The organism is Thauera propionica, assembly GCF_002245655.1.
GTDB lineage: Bacteria > Pseudomonadota > Gammaproteobacteria > Burkholderiales > Rhodocyclaceae > Thauera > Thauera propionica.
In genome coordinates this window covers 324,267-345,888 of the sequence record NZ_NOIH01000007.1, presented here as the reverse complement: position 1 = coordinate 345,888, position 21,622 = coordinate 324,267, and the positions used below count along the sequence as shown (strand labels likewise).

Sequence of the window (21,622 nt, the reverse complement as noted above, 5' to 3'; positions counted from 1 at the left end):
CTGCATGAATCGCAAGCTCCTGCCCGGGCTCATCATGGCCCTTTTTGCCGCTGTGCCGGCGTTCGCGTTCGAACCTTTCGTAGTCAAGGACATCCGGGTTGAAGGCATCCAGCGGACCGAAGCGGGAACCGTGTTCAACTACCTGCCGGTGCGGGTCGGTGAGCGCTTCGATGAGGGGCAGGCGGCAGAAGCAATCCGTGCGCTCTTCGCGACAGGTTTCTTCAGCGACGTACGCATCGAGACCGAAGGTGATGTGATCGTTGTCGTGGTGGACGAGCGTCCGGCGATTGCGCAGATCGACTTTGTCGGCGTGAAGGAGTTCGACAAGGATGCGCTCAAGGCGGGCCTGCGCGAGGTCGGTCTCGCCGAATCCCGCATCTTCGACCGTTCGTTGCTCGAGCGCGCCGAGCAGGAACTGAAGCGGCAGTACCTGTCGCGCGGCAAGTACTCGGCCCAGATCAAGACCACGGTCACTCCGCTGGAGCGCAACCGGGTTGGCATCAATTTCAATGTCGAGGAAGGCGACGTCGCCAAGATCAGGCAGATCGCCATCGTCGGGGCGAAGGCATACGACGAGGACGATCTGCTCGAGCAAATGCAGCTGACGACGCCCGGCTGGCTGACCTGGTACACCAAGAACGACCAGTACTCGCGCCAGAAGCTGTCGGCCGACCTTGAGACGCTGCGTTCCTTCTACCTGAACCAGGGTTATCTCGACTTCAACATCGATTCGACCCAGGTATCGATCACGCCCGACAAGCAGGACATCTACATCACCGTGAACATCACCGAGGGCGAGAAGTACACCGTCAGCGGTATGCGCTTTACCGGCGATCTGGTGCTGCCCGAATCGGAGTACCTGGCGATGTCCCAGCTGCGCCCGGGCGACACCTTTTCGCGCGAGCGGCTGACCGAGACCACGAAGGCGATCACCGACCGCCTGGGCAATGAGGGCTATGCCTTCGCCAACGTCAACGCTGCTCCGGAGGTGGACAAGGAAAAGCGCCAGGTCGCTTTCACGGTGTTCGTCGATCCGGGTCGTCGCGTGTATGTGCGCCGGATCAACATCGGCGGCAACACCAAGTCGCGCGACGAGGTCGTTCGCCGCGAGATGCGCCAGATGGAAGGGGGGTGGTACGACGCAGCGGCGATCAACCGTTCGCGCACCCGTATCGACCGCCTCGGCTTCTTCGACGAGGTGAACGTCGAGACACCGGCCGTGCCGGGTACGACCGACCAGGTCGATGTCAACTTCACGGTCAAGGAGCGCCCCACCGGCAATCTGATGCTGGGTGCGGGCTTCTCCAGCTCGGAGAGCATCGTGCTGTCAGCGTCGATCGCACAGCAGAACCTGTTCGGCAGTGGTAACGCTCTCACGTTGGCGTTGAACACGAGCAAGTCCAATCGCACCGTTTCGCTGTCCTTCACCAATCCGTACTACACGGTGGATGGCGTAAGCCTGGGCTGGGACCTGTATCACCGGACCTACGACTCGACCGATTACAACAGCCTGTCTCCGTACAAGACCGTGTCGACCGGTGCAGGGCTGCGGCTGGGTTGGCCGATCGCCGAGGATGACCAGATCAATTTTGGTTTGACGGCGGATCAGACCAAGATCACGACCTTCGATGAAAGCCCACGGCTCTATCAGGACTTCTGCAACGACAACGGTGGTTGCAGTGGCACTGGTGTGGGCGATGTGTCGGTCAGTAGCCTGCTGCTGACGGTCGGTTGGTCACGGGATAGTCGCGACAGCTTCATCTATCCGCGCAAGGGTACCTACCAGCGCCTGTATGGTGAGGTGACGGTGCCGGTCGGCGACCTGCGCTACGGAAAACTGGGCTACCAGCATCAACACTGGTTCCCGTTTGGGCGTGATTACGCGCTGATGCTCAATGCCGACGTCGGCTATGCCAAGGGCTTCGGCGGCAAGGGTGTGCCGTTCTACAAGAACTACTACGTTGGCGGCATCGGCTCGGTGCGTGGTTTCGATCAAGGCACGCTGGGCCCGAAGTTCACGGACACTGACGGCGACATCACCTCCACCGGCGGTACTCGCAAGCTGGTCGGCAACGCCGAGTTCTATTTCCCGATGCCCGGAGCGGGCACCGACCGCTCGTTCCGGATTTCGGCCTTCTTCGATGCGGGTTACGTGTGGGGCGAGGACCCGGACACGGGCAAGGAACAGAAGATCGGTTTTGACGACCTGCGCTACAGTACCGGCCTCGCGTTCTCTTGGAGTTCGCCGATCGGGCCGCTCAAGTTCAGCCTCGGCTATCCGCTGAAGAAGGAAAAGGACGACGAGATCCAGCGGTTCCAGTTCCAGCTCGGCAGCGTCTTCTGATCGCGCCACAAGACAAGATTCATCCGGAGGCATAAGTGAAAGTCAGTACCCTCTCCCTGGTGGCTGCCGCCTTGATCGGCGTTTCCCAGGCCGCAGTTGCCGATACCAAGATCGGCTTCGTCAACTCCGACCGTGTGATGCGCGAGGCGGCCCCTGCGGTCCGCGCGCAGCAGCGCCTCGAGAAGGAGTTCGAGAAGCGTGACCAGGAGCTTCAGCGCATGGCGAAGGATCTCAAGTCCATGCAGGAAGAGCTCGAGCGTGAAGCGCCGACGATGGCCGAGAGCGATCGTCGCAGCAAGGAGCGTGCGCTCAACGACCTCAATCGCGATTTCCAGCGCAAGCAACGTGAGTTCCGCGAGGACCTCAACCAGCGTCGCAACGAGGAGCTTGCCTCGGTGCTGGACAAGGCCAACCGTTCGGTGAAGCAGATCGCTGAGAGCGAGAACTACGACATCATCTTCCAGGAAGCGGTCTACGCGAACCCGAAGATCGACATCACCGACAAGGTCATCAAGGCCCTGTCCGACGCGAAGTAAGCGTTTCCCGCATGTTTCGTCTCGACGAACTGGTCGCGCGCCTGGGCGGTGAAGTCAGCGGCGATGCCAGTGTGACGGTGCGCCGCGTCGCAACGCTCGACCAGGCGGGAGACGGAGACCTGGCCTTCCTGGCCAACCGAAAGTACCTGTCGCGCCTGCAGGACAGCGCGGCGAGCGCGGTGATCGTGGCGCCGGAGGTCCTGGCGCTGGTGAAGGGGCGCGCGTGCATTGTCACGGGCGACCCTTACCTTTATTTCGCCCGCGTTGCGCAGCTGTTCAATCCCGCTCCGGTGGCGCAACCGGGCATCCACGCGCTCGCGAGCGTCGCGTCCCCGGTTCCCGCATCGGTCGAAATCGGGCCGGGTGTGTCGATCGAGGAGGATGTGGAGATCGGCGACGAGGTCATCATTGGCGCTGGCTCCCACGTCGGCCGCGGCGCCCGTATCGGCCGCGGGACCCGCCTTGCCCCTCGGGTGACGGTACTGGACGGCTGCGTTGTGGGCGAGGATTGCATCGTCCATTCAGGCGCGGTGATCGGTTCGGACGGCTTCGGTTTTGCGCGCGAGAAGGGTGGGCGCTGGGTCAAGATCCCGCAGGTCGGGCGCGTCGTCATCGGCAACCAGGTCGAGATCGGGGCCAACACCACGATCGACCGTGGCGCGCTCGACGATACCGTGATCGGCGATGGCTGCAAGCTCGACAACCAGATCCAGATCGCCCATAACGTTCGGATCGGCGAATGCACCGCGATCGCCGGCTGCGTCGGCATCGCCGGCAGCACCACAATCGGCGCGCGCTGCATGATCGGCGGGCAGGCCGGCATCATCGGCCACCTTTCGATCTGCGATGACGTGGTGATTTCCGCTGGCACGTTGGTCAGCAAGTCGATCACGCGGTCGGGCGTCTATACGGCTAGCCTGCCGGTGCAACCGCATTCCGACTGGGTGCGCAATTTCGCTCATCTGCGTCACCTCGACGCGCTCGTCGGGCGTGTCCGTAGTCTCGAGAATCAACAAGGCGGTCCCGACGACCGCAACCCGGGTTGAACCACATGATGAACATCAACGAAATCATCGAGTACCTTCCGCACCGCTATCCCTTCCTCCTGATCGACCGTGTGCTCGAGATGGAAGAGGGCAAGCGCATCATTGCGCTGAAGAATGTCACGATGAACGAGCCTTTCTTCCCTGGCCACTTCCCGCATCACCCGGTGATGCCGGGTGTACTGATCGTCGAGGCGATGGCACAGGCTGCGGCGGTACTGTCATTCAAGAGCATGGGGATCAAGCCCGACGAGAATTCGGTGGTCTACTTCGCCGGCATCGACGCGGTGCGCTTCAAGCGCCCGGTTGTGCCGGGTGATCAGCTGATCTTCGAGGTCGAGATCACGCAGAACAAGCGCAACATCTACAAGTACAAGGGGGTCGCACGCGTCGACGGCGAAATCGCGACCGAAGCCGAACTGATGTGCGCGCTCAAGACCCTATGATCCACCCGACTGCCATCGTTCATCCGGGCGCAAAGCTCGGTGAGAACGTCTCGATCGGTCCGTACTCGATCATCGGCGAGCACGTCGAGATCGGCGACGGCACGCGGGTGGGACCGCATGTGGTGATCGAAGGCCACACCCGGATCGGACGCGACAACGAGATCTTCCAGTTCTGCTCCCTTGGCGCGAAGCCACAGGACAAGAAGTACGACGACGAGCCGACGGCGCTGGAGATCGGCGACCGCAACACGATCCGCGAGTTCTGCTCGTTCAACGTCGGCACCAGCCAGGATGCGCACGTCACCCGCATCGGCAACGACAACTGGATCATGGCCTACGTCCATATGGCACATGACTGCCAGGTGGGTAACAACACCATCTTCGCCAACAACGCCACGCTGGCCGGCCACGTGCATGTCGGCGACTGGGCGATCCTGGGCGGATTCACCGGCGTGCACCAGTTCTGCCGCGTCGGCGCGCACAGCTTCTGCGGCGTCGGAACCGTGCTGCTGCAGGATCTGCCGCCCTTCGTCACCGTCGCCGGCAATCCTGCCAAGCCGCACGGCATCAACAGCGAAGGCCTCAAGCGTCGGGGTTTCAGTGCGGAAGGCATTGCCGCCATCAAGCGTGCCTACCGCGCACTGTATCGCGCCGGCCTGACGCTGCAGGAGGCGCGGCAGCGTGTTGCCGAGATCGCCGCCGAGCATGCCGAAGTGGAGGCGTTCTCCGCGTTCATCGCCCAGTCCGATCGCGGCATCGTTCGCTGAGGCTCGCCCGACACCATGACGGTCCGTATCGCCATGGTCGCGGGGGAGACCTCGGGCGACCTGCTTGCCAGTCATCTGATCCGCGCGATCCGCCAGCAGGTGCCGGATGCCGAGTTCTTCGGTATCGGTGGGCCGAAGATGCAGGCCGAAGGTTTCGACGCACGCTGGCCGTGCGAACTGCTGGCAGTTCACGGTTACGTGGATGCGCTGAAGCGTTATCGCGAGCTGTCGGGAATTCGTCGTGCGCTGCTGGGGCAGATCCGCAAGGAGCGGCCGGCTGCCTTCATCGGCGTGGATGCGCCGGATTTCAATCTCTGGCTGGAAGGTAAGGTCAAGGATGACGGCATTCCTTCCATCCACTTCGTAAGCCCGTCGATCTGGGCCTGGCGCGGCGGGCGCATCAAGCGTATTGCGCGTTCGGTCAGCCGGATGCTGTGCCTGTTTCCGTTCGAGCCCGAGATCTACGAGCGTGCAGGCGTGCCGGTGAGCTACGTCGGTCATCCGTTGGCCGACGTGTTCCCGCTGCATCCCGATCGTGACGCCGCGCGCGAGTTGCTGGATTTGCCTCGGGAGCGTCGGGTGGTGGCGCTGCTGCCCGGCAGCCGGCAGTCGGAGGTTCGCAATCTCGCCGATACCTACATCGCGACGGCGAAGCGGATGATCGAGCGCGATCCCTGGCTGTGCTTCCTGGTTCCCCTGGCAACACGCGAAACCCGGGCGATCTTCGAGGAAGCCCTGCATCGTAACGAGGCGCTGGATCTGCCGATTCGGATGCTGTTCGGTCATGCGGTCGAAGCGATGACTGCGAGCGACGTGGTGCTCGTGGCCAGTGGCACTGCCAGCCTCGAGGCAGCGCTAGTCAAGCGGCCGATGGTGATCACCTACCGCATCGGGAAGTGGCAGTACCGCCTGATGAAGTGGATGGCCTATCTGCCCTGGGTCGGCCTGCCCAACATCCTCTGCAACGAAGGGCTGGTGCCCGAACTGCTTCAGGACGAGGCAACGCCCGAGAACCTGGCCGCAGCGCTCGATGCCTGGCTGAACGATCCGGATCGCCGTGCCGCGCTCGAGGCTCGCTTTACCGAGCTGCACCTGACCCTGAGACAGAATACGGCCGAGAAGGCGGCGGAGGCCATCCTGCCCTATCTGCGGCAGGGCGTCGTATGACGGCGGACCTGTTTCTTCCGCGCGCCGTAGCCGGCGATGGCACGCTGGTGTGCGGCGTCGACGAAGCGGGACGCGGCCCCCTGTGCGGTCCCGTGGTTGCCGCCGCGGTCATCCTCGATCCCGCGCGGCCGATCGAGGGGCTGGCGGACTCCAAGAAGCTCAGCGAGCGCGCGCGCGAACAGCTCGCCCCATTGATTCGTGAGCGTGCGCTGGCGTGGGCGGTGGCCGAGGCGAGCGTGGACGAGATCGACAGCCTCAACATCCTCCACGCGACCATGCTGGCCATGCAGCGAGCCGTGTGCGCACTGTCCGTTGCGCCGGGCGAGGTGCGGGTGGATGGCAATCGCTGTCCGACGCTACCCTATCCGGCGCGAGCCATCGTCAAGGGCGACGCCACCGAGCCGTCCATCTCCGCCGCCTCTATCCTGGCCAAGACGGTGCGTGACGAGGCCATGCGCGTCCTCGACCGGGATTGGCCGCAGTACGGGCTGGCCGGGCACAAGGGGTATCCGACGGCGGCGCACCTCGCGGCCATCGAGTCCCATGGCGTTGCACCGTTCTACAGGCGCAGCTTCGCCCCGGTGCGACGCCTGCTCGAGCGCGCAGACCGTTCCGCATGAAGGCGATCTCATCGCGCGACAACCCGCTCGTGAAGCGTCTGCACGCGCTCGCAACGTCGGGGCGTGAGCGCCGCAAGCTGGGTGAGACCCTGCTCGACGGACCGCATCTGCTGCAGGCTGCGCTGGAATGTTCGTACCCCTTGAAGGGACTGGTCGTATCGGCGTCGGGTGTCGACAAGGCCGAGATCGCCGCGCTGCTCCACGAGGTCGGGTCGGATGTGCCTTGCCATGTATTGCCAGACTCTTTGTTTGCCCACGTGAGCCCGGTGGACACTCCTTCCGGCTTGCTCGCGATCATCGACCTGCCGGCGGCGAAGTCGCTGGGAACGATCGTCGAGAACGTGGTGGTGCTGGATGGCGTACAGGATCCGGGAAATCTCGGGACCATCCTGCGCACCGCGGCGGCGGCGGGTGTGCGGCACGTGCTGCTTGCGGACGGGTGCGCGGGCGCCTGGTCGCCGCGGGTACTTCGCGCGGGCATGGGCGCGCACTTCGTTCTCGACGTGCATGAGCGGGTCGATGCCGCGACCTGGCTGCGCGGCTTCGGCGGACCTGTGCTCGCGACCGCGCTCAGTGCGGACGCCCGCAGCCTTTACGAACTCGATCTGCGGGCGCCAGTGGCCTGGGTCTTCGGGGGCGAAGGGCGGGGCGTGTCGTCCGAGGTGATGGCATGCGCCACGCGCCACGTCCTCATCCCCATGCCTGGCGCCATCGAGTCGTTGAACGTCGGCGCTGCCGTTGCAGTCTGCCTGTTCGAGCAGGCCAGGCAGCGCAGTCTCCGATAACTGCGTCACATTCTCTCGTCGTGCTCCATTGACATAGATGGCGCTGCGCCGCGATCCTCACACCGCTCGTGGCGTATCGGAGGGCTAGCTCCAACGCACCGATCCAACCAACGGACGCGCATAAAGACGGCAACACGCCGCAAGCGCCGAGGAGACAAGAGAATGACGGTTTTCACCAAGACCCCGAAAGGGCAGGAAGAGATCACCCATCGCACCGGTATCGTCGGCCAGCGTGCGCGCCGGCTCCTGATCCTGATCGACGGACACCGGGGTGCCGACGAACTGGCCGCCATGTCCGCCGACGATGACATTGCGACCACGCTGTCGCAACTCGAGGAGGCAGGGCTCATCGAGGCCGTTGCGAATGCAGCGCCGGTGGCTGTCGTCCCCGCGGCAGCGGCGGCTCCTGCTCAGGTCGCTGTTGAGGATGGACAGGCGCCCAAGACGGGTGACCTCCAGCTGGCGCGTGACTTCATGATGAACACCCTGCGCACCTTCCATGGCCCGTACGCCAAGCTCGGCCTGATGAAGCGCATCCAGTCCGCGTCCGACCGCGACGGACTGATGGCGCTCTATGAGGAATGGCTGGCTTCGATCACCGAGACGCGCATCGGACGCAAGCGCGCCGAGGAGCTGACCGGACGCCTGATGGCGGTGATCTGACGGCACGCACCGGACCGGTTACAGGGCGGCCGCCAAGGGTCCCGAGTTTGTTACCATCGGGGCCTTCTGCCGCTCGAAACCCGTTCCATGATCATCGTCATTTCGCCCGCCAAGGCGCTCGACTACGAGACGCCGCCGAGCACTGCCCACTTCTCCCAACCGGATTTCCTCGATCAAGCTGCCGAGCTGATCGAGATCCTGCGTCAGCGCTCGCCGGCCGAGATTGCCGAGCTGATGTCCTTGTCGGATCCGCTCGCCACGCTCAACGTCGCCCGTTATGTACAGTGGTCGCGTCCGTTTTCGCCCGACAACGCCAAGCAGGCGGTGCTGGCATTCGATGGCGACGTCTATGAGGGGCTGGATGCCCGGTCGTTGAGCGAGGAACAGCTGCAGTGGGCCCAGGATCACCTGCGCATCCTCTCCGGCCTCTATGGTGTGCTGCGGCCGCTCGACCTGATGCAGCCCTACCGGCTCGAGATGGGAACCCGGCTCGAAAACGCGCGGGGCAGGAACCTCTACGCCTTCTGGGGCGAACGCATCACCGACGAGCTGAACCACATGCTTGCAGCGGAGAAGGACGCCGGCCGCGAGCCGATCCTGTTCAACCTTGCCTCGGACGAGTACTTCAAGTCGGTCAAGCCCGCCAAGCTCAAGGGCCGGCTGGTCACCGCCGTGTTCGAGGACTGGAAGGGCGGTCGCTACAAGATCATCAGCTTCTACGCCAAGCGTGCACGCGGCCTGATGAGCCGCTACGTCATCCAGAACGGTATCGACGACGTCGAGGGGCTGAAGGGCTTCGACAGCGAAGGCTATGCCTTCGCCGCCGATGCGTCGGATGCCGACACCCTGGTGTTCCGCCGCCGCGAGGCCTGAAACCATGCGCATCAGCTCGAGCTTCGATGCAGGCGCGGTCGAGGTTCTCAGCCTCGACGATCCGCAAGACATCCGGCTGCGGCTGCGTGCCGACAATGCCGCCGACTTCCGCCAGTGGTTCCATTTCCGTCTGATGGACGCCGCCGGCAAGCCGCTGCGACTGGTGTTCGAGAACGCGGCCGAGGCAGCGTATCCGGACGGCTGGCCCGACTATCGTTGCGTGGCCTCCTACGACCGCCAGAATTGGTTCCGGGTTGCGGCCACGCGCTACGAGGACGGCCAGCTGATCGTCGAGCACACGCCCGAGCGCGACAGCGTCTACTACGCCTACTTCGAGCCCTACTCGCATGAGCGCCATCTCGACCTGCTGGCGTGGGCGGAGATGTCGCCCTTTGCCAGCGTGCGCAATCTCGGCGCGACGGTAGACGGTCGGGATCTGGATGTGGTGGTCGTGGGACGTCCAGGCCCCGCACGCCGGCCGGTGTGGATCATTGCCCGCCAGCATCCGGGCGAGACGATGGCCGAATGGTTTGTCGAGGGGCTGCTCGAGCGCCTGCTCGACGGAGCGGACGCCGTCGCCCGCAAGGTGCGCGAGCACGCCGTGCTGTACATCGTGCCCAACATGAACCCGGATGGCGCGGTGCGCGGCAACCTGCGCACCAACGCCGCCGGTCGCAACCTGAACCGCGAGTGGCGCGAGCCCGACCTGACGGCGAGTCCCGAGGTCTTCCTCGTGCGCGAGGAGATGCAGCGCACCGGCTGCGACCTCTTCCTCGATATCCATGGTGACGAGGCGCTGCCCTACGTGTTCTTCTCCACGGCGGAGGAGGTGCCCGGCTTCACCGCGGCGTCCGCGCGTCGGCAAGCGCGTTTCATCGAAGCCTTTGCCGCCGTGGCGCCGGATTTCCAGACCGAGGAGGGCTACAAGCCAGGCCGCTTCGGCGAGGAACTGCTGACGCTGGCGAGCAAGTGGGTCGCCAACCACTTCGGCTGCGTGTCGCTGACGCTCGAGATGCCGTTCAAGGACAACGCGAACCTGCCCGACGAACTGATGGGCTGGAACGGGGCGCGCAGCAAGCGCCTCGGGGCCGCCATGCTCGATCCGATCCGCACCCACCTGGCCGATACGTCGGCCTGAGCGCGGCCATTGCGCGCCCGGCGCGGGTCAGCCCGTGTAGCCGAGTTCGGCGAGGATGGACTGCGCACAGGCCACGCCGGAGCGCACCGCGGATTCGAGCGTGGCCGGATAGTCCGATTCGAGGTAATCGCCTGCCAGCCACAAGCCACGCATCGGTGTGCGGATGCCCGGGCGGAAGATGCCGGGTCGGCACGCGATGGTCGCACGCTTCTCGACAATGACCTGCGACCACTCGGGCGAGGGCAGGCGCCGGCCGAGATGGCGTTCGAGCTGGGCATGGGTCTGCAGGATCAGCTCGTCGCGCGGCAAGGCCTCGTGCGGGCCGCTGGCGCTGATCACGCAGGCCATCAGACCTTCCGGGCCGCCCAGTTGGCCGCGGTCGAAAGCCCACTGCGCGGGGCCGGCGGTGGCACCGTTCACGAGGCCAATCATCGGTTCGGGCAGCTTCTGATCCTTGCCCAGGGCGAGGTACACCGACACGATCGGTTCGTGCGGCAGCGCGTCGATCTGCGCCGCCAGGCGGTCGCAGTGGCCGGTCGAGGCGAGCAGCGTGTCCGCATGGTAGGGCGCGGTGGCCACCACGACGTGCGGCCAGGGCTGGCTGCCCGGATCGCCCTCGAGGCGGAAGCCGCCCTCGACCGGATGGAGCGCGTCGATGGCGTTGCCGGTGCGCAGCTTGCCGCGGCGCGTGGCGAGATAGCGTGCCGCCGGCACCGGAAAGAGTTCGGACAAATCGACGCGCGGGATCAGCAGTTCGCTGGCGCTGGCCGAAGCCGCCAGGCTGTCGCGCAACACGTTGGCAAAGATCTGCGCGGACGCGTCCTCGGCTGGCGTGTTGAGCGCCGCGACGCACAGCGGCACCCACACGAGCTCGATCATTGCCGGGGTCTGGCGCGTCTCGCGCAGCAGGCCTGAGACCGTCATCTCGGGCGGCAAGCGGAAGTCGCGTTTCTTCAGCCAGCGCATCATGCCGACCATCGCCACCTTGTCAGCCCATGACAGACCCTTTGCCCACAGCAGGCCCGTGGCCAGATGGAAGGGCGCGGGCAGCGCGGCGGCGGCCTTCAGGTGCAGGCGGCCGGGCACGTGCAGGGTCAGCGGCAGATGGGCGAGCTGCTTGGGCGAACCGCCGGTCAGACGCAGCAGTCGGGTGAGTTCGGTGTAGGCGCCGATCAGGATGTGCTGGCCGTTGTCGACCCGCCAGTGGTGGTCCTTGTGCACCACGCGTGCACGGCCGCCGAGGGTGTGCGAGCGCTCGAACACCGTTACGTGCACACCGGCACGAGCGAGTTCCACCGCGCAGGCCAGGCCGGCATAGCCGGCGCCGATCACCGCGACCACAGGCACGCTCATCGGATCAGCCCTTGAACCACGTCGTACCCGCCAGCCACACCTTGCGCAGTGGCGTCAGTGAGGTACGGCGGTCCAGCACCTGGAAGCCGTCGGCCGCGATCTCGCGCAGCAGCGTGCGGTAGATGGCCGCCATCACCAGGCCGGGGCGCTGCGCCTTGCGGTCGACCTGCGGCAGTTGGGCGAAGGCCTGCTCGTAGAACTGCTCGGCGCGATCGGCCTGGAACTTCATCAACGCGCGAAAGGCGTCGGAATAGCGCGCCTCGAGGATGTCCTTGGCCGGCACATTGAAGCGTTGCAGGTCCTCGATCGGCAGGTAGATGCGCCCGCGACGGGCGTCCTCGCCGACGTCGCGGATGATGTTGGTGAGCTGGAAGGCGAGGCCCAGGTCGTGGGCGTATTTCAGCGTCTGGCGGTCCTGGTGGCCGAAGATCTCCGCTGCGAGCAGCCCCACGACGCTGGCAACGCGGTAGCAATAGAGCTGCAGGCCCTTGAAGTCGAGGTAGCGGGTCTGCGAAAGGTCCATCGCCATGCCGTCGATGATCTCGAGCAGTTGTTCCTGCGGCAGGTTGAAGCGCGTCAGCACGTCCATCAAGGCGTGGCCGACCGGATGGGTGGGCGTCCCGGCGTAGGTCCGCGCCACTTCCTTGCGCCACCATTCGAGCTTGGCCTGGGCCAGCGAGACGTCATGGCACTCGTCCACCACGTCGTCCACCTCGCGACAGAACGCGTACAGCGCGGTGATCGCCTGGCGTCGCTCGGGCGGCAGGAACATGAAGCTGTAGTAGAAACTCGAGCCGCTCTTGGCAGCCTTGTCCTGGCAGTAGTCGTGCGGATTCATGCGATGTTCCGGTAGTTCAGGGCGCGCCAGGCCAGGCGCAGCCAGTCGCCCTTGGCGAGCACGGGGCGGTGGCGGAAGACGTCGTATGCAGTGGCTTCGATGCACTCGAGGATGCGCAGTCCGCCCAGCACGATCAGGCGCAGCTCCCAGCCAATGCGGCCGGGCAGGGCGCAGGCGAGCGGGGCACCGTCGAGCATCATGCGGCGCGCGCGTTGCACTTCGAAGTCCATCAGCGCGCGCCAGGCGTCGTTGCTGCGGCCAGCGGCGATGTCGTCCTCGGTGACGCCGAAGCGCGCCATGTCGTCCAGCGGCAGGTAGATGCGTTCCTTCTGCCAGTCGACGGCGACGTCCTGCCAGAAGTTGATGAGCTGCAGGCTGGTGCAGATGGCGTCCGAGCGGCGCAGGTTGTCCGGCGTAGCGGCATCGTACAGGCACAGGAGCAGGCGGCCGACCGGGTCGGCGGAGCGCCGGCAGTAGTCCTGCAGTTCGGCGAAGTCGCGATAGCGTGTCTTGCCCACGTCCTGTGCAAAGGCGTCGAGCAGGTTGCGAAAGGGCTGCAGGGGCAATCTGTGCGCGCGGATCGTGTCGCCGAGACGGGCAAACATCGGCGCCAGGATCTCGTCCCTGACCGCGACGCCACGGGCACAGGCCTCCAGCGCGAGCCGGTAGTCGTGCAGCCGCGCCAGTCTCGCGACCGCCGGGGCATCGCCTTCGTCGGCGACATCGTCAGCGCTGCGGGCGAAGGCATAGATCGCCTCGACTGGCTCGCGCAGGCGGGCCGGCAGCAGCAGGGAGGCGACAGGAAAGTTCTCGTAGTGATTGACCGGCATGCGGGGCGTGGGACGGGGAGGGGCGCCGTGGCCCAGGGCGCGCGCGGGCAGGCGGGCGGAGTATATACGCGAAACGGCGTCGGCCCGGGATTCGCGTCGCTTGCGGCCTGTCGCGCGCGTCGAGGCGTTCCGCTGCGCTCGATGGGCACGCCCGATGCAACCAATTCGCGTGCGGGATGACAAAATCGCGTTCCTCGCGGTCGAATTGCCGCCTTTGTTTCGTACCGGCGTGCCGCCGTCTCCGAGATCGCCCTCATGCTCAGCGTCCAGTCCCTCCGCAAGACCCTTCCCGGTGCTCCGCCGCGCCCGCTGTTCGACGACCTGATGCTGGAGGTGGCAGAGGGCGAATGCGTCGCGATCGTCGGCGAGTCGGGCACGGGCAAGTCGACGCTGCTCAACTGCATCGCCGGCCTCGAGCCGGTCGATGGCGGTCGCATCGTGATCGGTGGTCAGCGCATCGATGATCTCGACGATGACGCGCTTGCGCGGCTGCGGCGCGGTGCGTTCGGCTTCGTGTTCCAGGCCTTCCACATCCTGCCCCATCTCAGCCTGGTGCAGAACGTTGCCCTGCCGCTGTGGCTGCTGAAGGTGGCCGAGACCGAAGCCAGGGTGAAGGCGCGTGAGCTGCTGGTGCGGATCGGTCTTGGCGAACGGGCCGACGATGCGCCGCATACGCTGTCGGGGGGCGAATTACAGCGGGTGGCGATTGCGCGTGCGCTGGTGCATGCACCCCGCGTGGTGCTGGCCGACGAGCCGACCGGCAACCTCGACCCCGGTCGCGCGACCGAGGTGCTCGACCTGCTGCTGGCGCAGATCCGCGAGCAGGGGGCGGCGGGCGTGCTCGTGACGCACTCGCGCGCCGCTGCCCGACGGGCGGATCGGGTGCTCGAGCTCGCTGCCGGCGGGCTCGTCGACATCACGGGCCGCGCATGAGCGCACTGCTGGGGCGCCTGTTCCTCGCCAGCCTGCTGCGCCGGCGACTGGCGACGGCGTTGTCGCTGCTCGCCATTGCGCTCGGGGTGGCGCTTGGGTTGGCGGTGCAGCTGATCCATGCCGCGGCGCTGGACGAGTTCGGACGCGGGATGCGGCTGATTGCCGGCGAAGCCGACCTGCAACTGATCGGGCCGCGAGAGGGCTTCGATGAATCGATCTACCCGGTGCTGGCCTTGCGGCCGGAGGTGGCGGAGGCCAGTCCGCTGCTGGTCGTCGAGGCCCGCTTGCCCGGGCGCGAGGACAGCCTCGAGATCCTCGGCGTGGACCTGTTCCGCATTGCGCGGGTGCAGCCGGGGCTCTTGCCGCTGGCTTCCCGCGCTGGGGACGAGGACGGGCGCTTTGCGGCGCTGCAGCCGCACAATGTCTTCCTGTCGGCCGAGGCGCGGACGCGGCTTGGCGAGCCGCAGCTGCGCAGCGACGGCCAGTCCGCGCCGCCCGCCATACGCGAAGGCATGCTGTGGGTGCAATCAGGGGTGCGCAGCTTCGCCCTGCAGGTGGCCGGCGAGCTGCCGGGCGCGACTGGCCGGCTGGCAGTGATGGATCTTGGTGCGGCGCAGCAACACTTCGACCGCGTGGGCGTGTTGAGCCGGATCGACCTCAAGCTGGCCGAAGGTGTCAGCCCCGATGCAGCGCGAATGGCGCTGGCGCCGCTGCTGCCGCCCGGCCTCGCCCTGCGGGTGCCCGAGGCTGCGGCGAGCGAGGTCGGCGCGCTGTCGCGTGCCTATCGGGTCAATCTGACCATGCTTGCCGCGATTGCGCTGATCACCGGCGGTTTCCTGGTGTTCTCGACCCAGCTGCTGTCGGTGGCCCGCCGCAGGCGGGAATTCGCTTTGCTGCGCGCACTCGGGCTGGAACGCCGCGAACTGTTGCGCGGGCTGCTCGCCGAAGGGGCCGTGGTCGGACTGGCCGGTGGCGTGCTGGGCGTGGTGCTGGGCCACGGCCTGGCCATGGCGGCGTTCCAAATGGTGGGGGGCGACCTCGGGGCGGGATTCTTCCGCGGTACCCGGCCGCAGCTGCACTTCGACGGGATGCTGATCGTCGGCTATCTCTTCCTCGGTGTCGCCGCCGGTGTCGCAGGAACATGGCTGCCGGCCCGCGAGGCCTCGCGGGTGGCGCCAGCGCGCGCACTTAAGGCGGGGGAGGCGGCGCATGCGGGCTTGCCGCAGGCGCGCGGTCGGCCCGCAGTCGGTCTGAGCCTGCTGGCACTGGCTGCCATGGCCTGCCTGATGCCACCGGTGGAGGGCATTCCCGTCGGCGGCTATGCCGCTGTGGCGTGCCTGCTGACGGCCGCCGTGCTGCTTTTGCCTCAGCTGGCGCGTGCGCTGTTGCCGCTGCTGGGGAGGGGGCAGGGCGTGAGCTGGCGCCTGGCGCATGCGCGCCTGTCGGCCACGCCAGCGCAGGCAGTGGTGGCGGGCGCGGGCGTCATCGCCAGTGTGGCGCTGGCCTCGGCGATGGCGATCATGGTCAGCAGTTTTCGCGTCTCGGTCGACGACTGGCTGACGCAGGTGCTGCCGGCGGACCTTTACGTGCGTGCATCGTCGTCCTCCGGCAGCGGTTATCTGGATGATGCGGCGTTGGCCCGAATCGCATCCGTTCCCGGTGTGGCATCGGTCGACACGACGCGCCTCGTCAATCTGCGTGTCTCGGACGAGGAGCCGCTGTTCAGCGTGCTGGCGCGCCCGGTGCGGGGCAACTGGGGCCTGCCGCTTATCGCGGGTTCGACCGCGCGGCCCGCGGCGAGCGATGTGCCGCCGGCCTGGATCTCCGAAGCGGCGGCGGATCGCCTGCGCATCGGCGTGGGCGACCGCCTGAGACTGCCGCTGGGTGGGCAGATGCGCGAGTTCGTCGTCGCCGGCATCTGGCGCGACTATGCGCGCCAGCACGGCGCGGCGCTGATTGCGAGTGAGGACTACGTGGCGCTGACCGGCGACCGTCGCATCAACGATGCGGCGATCGAGGTCACGCCGGGTGCGGCGGTCGGCCAGGTGGCAGCGGCGCTGCGCGCGGCCTTCGGTGCAGAACATGTGACGATCGCGCTGCCGGGCGAGATCCGCGCGATCAGCCTGGAGATCTTCGACCGTACTTTCCTGATCACCTACCTGATGGAAGCAGTCACGATCATGATCGGCCTGTTCGGCGTCGCGACCACCTCTGCGGCGCTGGCGACGACCCGCGAGGGGGAGTTCGGCATGTTGCGCCACCTGGGCTTCACGCGAAGCGACGTGGGCCGCCTGATTGCCATGGAAGGCGCGCTGACGACAGGGCTGGGCGTGGTGTCCGGCCTGCTCGCCGGCGGCGCGATCGCGTGGATCCTGATCGAGATCATCAACCGCCAGAGCTTTCACTGGAGCATGGAGCTCGCGGTGCCGTGGGCTGCGCTGGCGAGTTTCGCGATCGGCTTGGTGCTGCTGGCGGCATTGGTCGCCAGGCTGGCCGGGGCGAGGGCGATGCGGCGGTCGGCAGTGCTGGCGGTGAAGGCGGACTGGTGAGGGCAGGGTGATGAGGACAGCCAGGCTGGGGTGGGGGGGGATGGCGTACCTGTGCAGGATGGTGCAGCGGGCTCGGCAGCTTTCGTGGGCTGCTGCGTCGGTCGGGGCGCTGATGATGGTCTTCACGGGCCCTGCCGTGGGGCAGATCGCGGCCCCCGCGGCGCCCTATCCCGCGGTCGTGCCCGATCAGCCACTGCAGTTTCCGCAGGACTTCGGCGCCCATCCGGACTATCGCACCGAGTGGTGGTACATCACCGGCTGGCTGAGGGATGAGGTGGGTGTAGAGCGCGGCTTCCAGCTCACCTTCTTCCGCGTGCGGACGCGGATTGGCGAGGACAACCCGAGCCGCTTTGCGCCGCGCCAGCTGGTGCTCGCGCACGCGGCCGTGGCCGACCCGGCGACGGGCCGGCTGCGCCATGCGGAGCGCGCCGCGCGCGCCTATCCTGGGCTGGCCGAGGCGGTGGAGGGCAGGACTGCCGTCCGGGTCGGCGACTGGTTCTTGGCGGGCGGCGAGGCAGCGCTTGCCGGCTATCGCAGCCGCATCGAAGCGGAGGATTTCGGCTTCGAGCTGGCGTTCGACCCGGGGCGCGCGCCCGTGCTGAACGGCAGCGCGGGGTTCAGCCAGAAGGCGCCGGATCCGCTCAACGCCAGCTACTACTATAGTCGCCCGCAGTTGAAGGTGTCGGGCACGCTGAAGCTGGACGGCAGGACCTTGGCCGTAACCGGGCACGCCTGGCTCGACCACGAGTGGTCGAGCGAGATCCTGCCCGAGGGTGCGCGTGGCTGGGACTGGATCGGCATCAACCTGCACGACGGCGGCTCGCTGATGCTGTTCCAGATGCGCGACGGCGAGGGGCGCGCGATGTGGGCAGCGGGCACGCTGGCCGATGCGCGGGGCGAGGCGCGACGCTTGCGACCCGACGAGGTCCGCTTCGAGCCGCTGCGGTATTGGCAGTCGCCGCGCACCGGTGCGCGCTACCCGGTCGAATGGCGCCTGCACCTGGCCGATGGCCGCATCCTGCATCTGGCGCCGCTGATGGACGACCAGGAACTCGACAGCCGCGCATCCACCGGTGCGGTGTATTGGGAAGGGGCCGTACGTCTGCGCGAGGCGTCGTCGGATGGCCAGGAACGTGAAACCGGACAGGGCTATCTGGAGATGACCGGCTATGCCGATCGCCTGAGGATGTAGCGCAAGGTGTAGACGATTCGCGCGGCAATGCGATAATCCCGCGCATTGCCATCGGGCGGAGCTTTCAACTTGATCCTCGTGACCGGCGGCGCCGGCTTCATCGGCGCCAATTTCGTCCTCGACTGGCTCGCCCGCAGCGACGAGCCCATCCTCAACCTTGACCTGCTGACCTACGCCGGCAACCTCGAAACGCTGGCCATGCTGCGGGGCGATGCGCGCCACGTCTTCGTACAGGGCGACATCTGCGATCGTGCCCTGGTCGAGCGCCTGCTGGCCGAGTACAAGCCGCGCGCGATCGTGCATTTCGCCGCAGAAAGCCACGTCGACCGCTCCATCCACGGTCCGGCCGCCTTCGTTCGCACCAACGTTGAAGGCACGTTCACGCTGCTCGAGGCCGCGCGCACCTATCGCTCGACGCTGGAGGCCGGGATACAGGCCGCGTTCCGCTTCCTGCACATCAGCACGGACGAGGTCTATGGCTCGCTCGGCCCGCAGGATCCGCCCTTCGCCGAGACCAAGACCTACGAGCCGAACAGCCCGTACTCGGCGAGCAAGGCGGCCAGCGACCACCTTGTGCGCGCCTGGCACCACACCTACGGCCTGCCGGTGCTGACGACGAACTGCTCGAACAACTACGGCCCCTGGCAGTTCCCGGAGAAGCTGATTCCGCTGATGATCGTCAATGCCCTGGCCGGCAAGCCGCTGCCGGTGTATGGCGATGGCCTGAACGTACGCGACTGGCTGTACGTCACCGACCACTGCAGCGCGATCCGCGAGGTGCTGGCGCGCGGCACGCCGGGCGAGACCTACAACGTCGGCGGCTGGAACGAGAAGGCCAACATCGACATCGTGCGTACGATCTGCGCGTTGCTCGACGAACTGCGGCCATCGCCCGAGGGCAGCTACGCACGCCTGATCACCCATGTCACGGACCGCCCGGGCCATGACCGCCGCTACGCCATCGATGCGCGCAAGATCGAACGTGAGCTGGGTTGGCGACCGGCAGAGACCTTCGAGACCGGCATCCGCAAGACGGTGCAGTGGTATCTCGACAACCCGCAGTGGATCGCCGACGTGCAGAGCGGGGCGTATCGCGACTGGGTGGCCGCCAATTACGGCGACCGGGGGCAGGGCGCATGAGGTTCCTGCTGCTGGGGAAGAACGGGCAGGTCGGCTGGGAGGCGCAGCGCGCGCTGGCGCCGTTGGGCGAGGTGGTGGCGCTGGACCGCAATGGTCACGACGGGCTGTGCGGCGATCTCGGTCAGCCCGATGCCCTCGCCGCCACGGTGCGCGCGCTCGCGCCCGCCGTGATCGTGAATGCTGCCGCCTACACGGCGGTCGACAAGGCCGAGAGCGAGCCCGAGCTGGCACAACGCATCAACGCCGATGCCGTGGGCGTGCTCGCGCGCGAGGCGGCTGCCCTGGGGGCACTGCTCGTGCATTACTCGACCGACTACGTGTTCGACGGCAGTGGTGAGCGGCCATGGCGCGAGGATGACGCCACCGGCCCCTTGTCGGTCTATGGCGCCACCAAGCTTGCCGGTGAGGACACGATCCGCGACAGCGGCTGCAGTCACCTGATCTTCCGCGCCTCCTGGGTGCATGCGGCACGCGGCGGCAACTTTGCCCGCACGATGCTGCGCCTGGCGGCCGAGCGCGAGCGGCTCACCGTCATCGACGACCAGATCGGCGCGCCGACCGGAGCCGACCTGATCGCCGACGTCAGTGCCCACGCCATCCGCAGCACGCTGGCGGACCGCAGCCTGTGCGGCACGTATCATCTGGCGACAGCCGGCCAGACGAGCTGGCATGGCTACGCCAGCTTCGTCATCGAGACGGCCCTTGCTGCCGGCAAGACCCTGGCTGTGCGTGAGATCGCACCGATTGCCACATCAAGTTATCCGACGCCGGCAGTGCGCCCGCTGAATTCCCGACTGGACACGAGCCGGCTGCGCACGCGCTTCGGACTGCATCTGCCGGACTGGCGTGAGGGCGTGAGCCGCATGCTGGCCGAGATCTGCTGACCGCGGGCCACCACTTCTTTCAAGACTTCAAGTAAAACACCTCGACGACAGCACAGGATCTTCCCGACATGATCATCAAGAGCGTCATCCTTTCCGGCGGTTCGGGCACGCGGCTGTGGCCGGCCTCGCGCGAAAGCTATCCGAAACAGCTCCTGCCGCTGACCGGCGAGCGTTCGCTGCTGCAGGAAACAGGCTTGCGGCTGAAGGACTTCGGTGCGCGCGAGGTCGATCCGCGTCCGCTCGTCGTCACCAATGAGGAATACCGCTTCATCATCGCCGAGCAGCTGCGCCAGATTGGCGTGCGCTCGCCCCAGATCGTGCTCGAGCCGTTCGGGCGCAACACCGCGCCAGCCCTGACGCTGGCCGCGCTGGCAGCGCAGGAGGAGGGCGATCCGATCCTGCTGGTGATGCCGGCCGACCATGTCATCACCGACGTCGCCGCCTTCCAGCGGTCGATCGCGGACGGCAGCGCCTTCGCCGCCGACGGCGCGCTGGTCACCTTCGGCATCGTGCCGGACCGGCCCGAAACGGGTTACGGCTACATCCGCAGCGGCGACGCGCTCGCCGAGGGCCGGCTTGGTCGAGCCCTGCTTGAATTCGTCGAGAAGCCCGACCGCGATACCGCGCAGCGTTACGTCGATAGCGGCGAGTACTTCTGGAATAGCGGCATCTTCATGATGAAGGCCTCGGTTTGGATGCGCGCGATCCGGCGCTTCAGCCCGGACATCGCGAGCGCCTGCGAGGCCGCCTATGCGGGTCGCAAGCCCGACGCCGATTTCATCCGCCTGGAGCAGGGCGCCTTCGAACGTTGTCCGAGCGACTCGATCGACTACGCGGTGATGGAGCGGCTCGCTGACGCGCCTGAGCTTGGTACGGGCGTGGTGGTACCGATGGCGGCCGGCTGGTCGGACGTCGGCGCCTGGGATGCGCTGTGGGCCGTGTCGGAGAAGGATGCTGCCGGCAACGCAGGGCGCGGTCAGGTGCTGTTCGAGGACTGCCGCAACACGCTGGTGCATTCGGGCAGCCGCCTGGTGGCGGCGGTCGGCTGCGACGACATGGTCGTGGTAGAGACGCCGGACGCGGTGATGGTGGCGCACAAGGATCACACGCAGGACGTGAAGAAGGTCGTCGCGCGCCTGAAGGCCGAAGGCCGCAGCCTGACCAAGAGCCACCGCAAGGTGTATCGCCCGTGGGGTTGGTACGACTCGATTGACGCCGGCGAGCGTTTCCAGGTGAAGCGCATCGTCGTCAATCCGGGCGCCAAGCTCAGCCTGCAGATGCATCACCATCGTGCCGAGCATTGGGTCGTGGTCAAGGGCACGGCCGAAGTCACCTGCGGCGAGCGGACCTTCCTGCTGGGCGAGAACGAGTCGACCTACATTCCGCTCGGCCATACGCACCGGCTTGCGAATCCCGGCAAGGTGCCGCTGGAGATCATCGAGGTGCAGTCGGGCAGCTACCTTGGCGAGGACGACATCGTGCGCTTCGAGGACACCTACGGCCGCAGCAGCTGATTCTCGG

20 protein-coding genes are annotated in these 21,622 nt (G+C 66.7%); 17 read left to right on the top strand and 3 right to left on the bottom strand.

The window, feature by feature from the left end; genetic code table 11:
- Positions 1–4 precede the first annotated feature (4 nt).
- The 11 genes from bamA (at position 5) to CGK74_RS07525 (ending at position 10,382) form a co-directional block, all read left to right on the top strand.
- Positions 5–2,344, top strand: coding sequence for an outer membrane protein assembly factor BamA (bamA, locus tag CGK74_RS07575; RefSeq protein WP_094267865.1), 2,340 nt, complete (start codon positions 5–7; stop codon positions 2,342–2,344).
- A 35-nt stretch (positions 2,345–2,379) separates the two neighbouring features.
- The gene (locus CGK74_RS07570) at positions 2,380–2,880 is read left to right on the top strand and encodes an OmpH/Skp family outer membrane protein (RefSeq protein ID WP_094267864.1); all 501 of its coding nucleotides are present in this window, start codon (positions 2,380–2,382) and stop codon (positions 2,878–2,880) included.
- Between the two features lie 11 nt (positions 2,881–2,891).
- Entirely contained in the window at positions 2,892–3,926 is a 1,035-nt protein-coding gene (gene lpxD, locus CGK74_RS07565; protein WP_094267863.1) for a UDP-3-O-(3-hydroxymyristoyl)glucosamine N-acyltransferase, read from the top strand.
- Between the two features lie 8 nt (positions 3,927–3,934).
- A complete protein-coding gene (gene fabZ / locus CGK74_RS07560; RefSeq protein WP_094267979.1) occupies positions 3,935–4,369 on the top strand; it encodes a 3-hydroxyacyl-ACP dehydratase FabZ in 435 nt (144 codons plus the stop codon).
- Positions 4,366–5,136, top strand: a complete 771-nt coding sequence (gene lpxA, locus CGK74_RS07555) for an acyl-ACP--UDP-N-acetylglucosamine O-acyltransferase (RefSeq protein ID WP_094267862.1) — start codon at positions 4,366–4,368, stop codon at positions 5,134–5,136. The genes fabZ and lpxA overlap by 4 nt, the downstream gene beginning before the upstream one ends.
- Before the next feature lie 15 nt (positions 5,137–5,151).
- Positions 5,152–6,303, top strand: a complete 1,152-nt coding sequence (gene lpxB, locus CGK74_RS07550; RefSeq protein ID WP_094267861.1) for a lipid-A-disaccharide synthase — start codon at positions 5,152–5,154, stop codon at positions 6,301–6,303.
- Positions 6,300–6,923, top strand: a complete 624-nt coding sequence (rnhB, locus tag CGK74_RS07545) for a ribonuclease HII (protein WP_094267860.1) — start codon at positions 6,300–6,302, stop codon at positions 6,921–6,923. Before lpxB ends, rnhB begins: the two co-directional genes overlap by 4 nt.
- Complete coding sequence (locus CGK74_RS07540) at positions 6,920–7,708, top strand: TrmH family RNA methyltransferase (protein ID WP_094267859.1); 789 nt, start codon at positions 6,920–6,922, stop codon at positions 7,706–7,708. The genes rnhB and CGK74_RS07540 overlap by 4 nt, the downstream gene beginning before the upstream one ends.
- A 162-nt stretch (positions 7,709–7,870) precedes the next feature.
- Complete coding sequence (locus CGK74_RS07535) at positions 7,871–8,371, top strand: hypothetical protein (RefSeq protein WP_094267858.1); 501 nt, start codon at positions 7,871–7,873, stop codon at positions 8,369–8,371.
- Positions 8,372–8,458: 87 nt separating this feature from the next.
- Positions 8,459–9,244 (top strand): peroxide stress protein YaaA, encoded by a 786-nt coding sequence (gene yaaA / locus CGK74_RS07530; protein WP_094267857.1) that lies wholly within the window; start codon positions 8,459–8,461, stop codon positions 9,242–9,244.
- Positions 9,245–9,248: 4 nt separating this feature from the next.
- On the top strand, positions 9,249–10,382 hold the full coding sequence (locus CGK74_RS07525; protein ID WP_094267856.1) for a M14 family metallopeptidase: 1,134 nt from the start codon (positions 9,249–9,251) through the stop codon (positions 10,380–10,382).
- A gap of 27 nt (positions 10,383–10,409) precedes the next feature.
- Here the strand turns inward: CGK74_RS07525 and hpnE are convergent, their stop codons facing one another.
- From hpnE to hpnC, 3 genes are read right to left on the bottom strand one after another with little or no spacing between them, the layout of a single operon-like run.
- Positions 10,410–11,735 (bottom strand): hydroxysqualene dehydroxylase HpnE, encoded by a 1,326-nt coding sequence (gene hpnE, locus CGK74_RS07520; protein ID WP_094267855.1) that lies wholly within the window; start codon positions 11,733–11,735, stop codon positions 10,410–10,412.
- 4 nt (positions 11,736–11,739) lie between these two features.
- Entirely contained in the window at positions 11,740–12,573 is an 834-nt protein-coding gene (hpnD, locus tag CGK74_RS07515; protein ID WP_094267854.1) for a presqualene diphosphate synthase HpnD, read from the bottom strand.
- Positions 12,570–13,403 carry a squalene synthase HpnC gene (hpnC, locus tag CGK74_RS07510; RefSeq protein WP_094267853.1) on the bottom strand — a complete coding sequence of 278 codons (834 nt, stop codon included), beginning with the start codon at positions 13,401–13,403 and terminating at the stop codon, positions 12,570–12,572. The genes hpnD and hpnC overlap by 4 nt, the downstream gene beginning before the upstream one ends.
- Positions 13,404–13,658: 255 nt before the next feature.
- On the opposite strand from hpnC, the gene CGK74_RS07505 reads away from it, so the two are divergent.
- The 6 genes from CGK74_RS07505 (at position 13,659) to CGK74_RS07480 (ending at position 21,615) form a co-directional block, all read left to right on the top strand.
- Positions 13,659–14,336, top strand: coding sequence for an ABC transporter ATP-binding protein (locus CGK74_RS07505; RefSeq protein ID WP_094267852.1), 678 nt, complete (start codon positions 13,659–13,661; stop codon positions 14,334–14,336).
- Complete coding sequence (locus tag CGK74_RS07500; protein ID WP_094267851.1) at positions 14,333–16,885, top strand: ABC transporter permease; 2,553 nt, start codon at positions 14,333–14,335, stop codon at positions 16,883–16,885. The genes CGK74_RS07505 and CGK74_RS07500 overlap by 4 nt, the downstream gene beginning before the upstream one ends.
- A gap of 112 nt (positions 16,886–16,997) precedes the next feature.
- Positions 16,998–18,077, top strand: a complete 1,080-nt coding sequence (locus CGK74_RS07495; protein ID WP_094267850.1) for a lipocalin-like domain-containing protein — start codon at positions 16,998–17,000, stop codon at positions 18,075–18,077.
- Positions 18,078–18,146: 69 nt separating this feature from the next.
- Positions 18,147–19,217 (top strand): dTDP-glucose 4,6-dehydratase, encoded by a 1,071-nt coding sequence (gene rfbB / locus CGK74_RS07490; RefSeq protein WP_094267849.1) that lies wholly within the window; start codon positions 18,147–18,149, stop codon positions 19,215–19,217.
- Positions 19,214–20,101, top strand: a complete 888-nt coding sequence (rfbD, locus tag CGK74_RS07485) for a dTDP-4-dehydrorhamnose reductase (RefSeq protein ID WP_094267848.1) — start codon at positions 19,214–19,216, stop codon at positions 20,099–20,101. Before rfbB ends, rfbD begins: the two co-directional genes overlap by 4 nt.
- Before the next feature lie 68 nt (positions 20,102–20,169).
- Positions 20,170–21,615 (top strand): mannose-1-phosphate guanylyltransferase/mannose-6-phosphate isomerase, encoded by a 1,446-nt coding sequence (locus CGK74_RS07480; RefSeq protein ID WP_094267847.1) that lies wholly within the window; start codon positions 20,170–20,172, stop codon positions 21,613–21,615.
- Positions 21,616–21,622 lie beyond the last annotated feature (7 nt).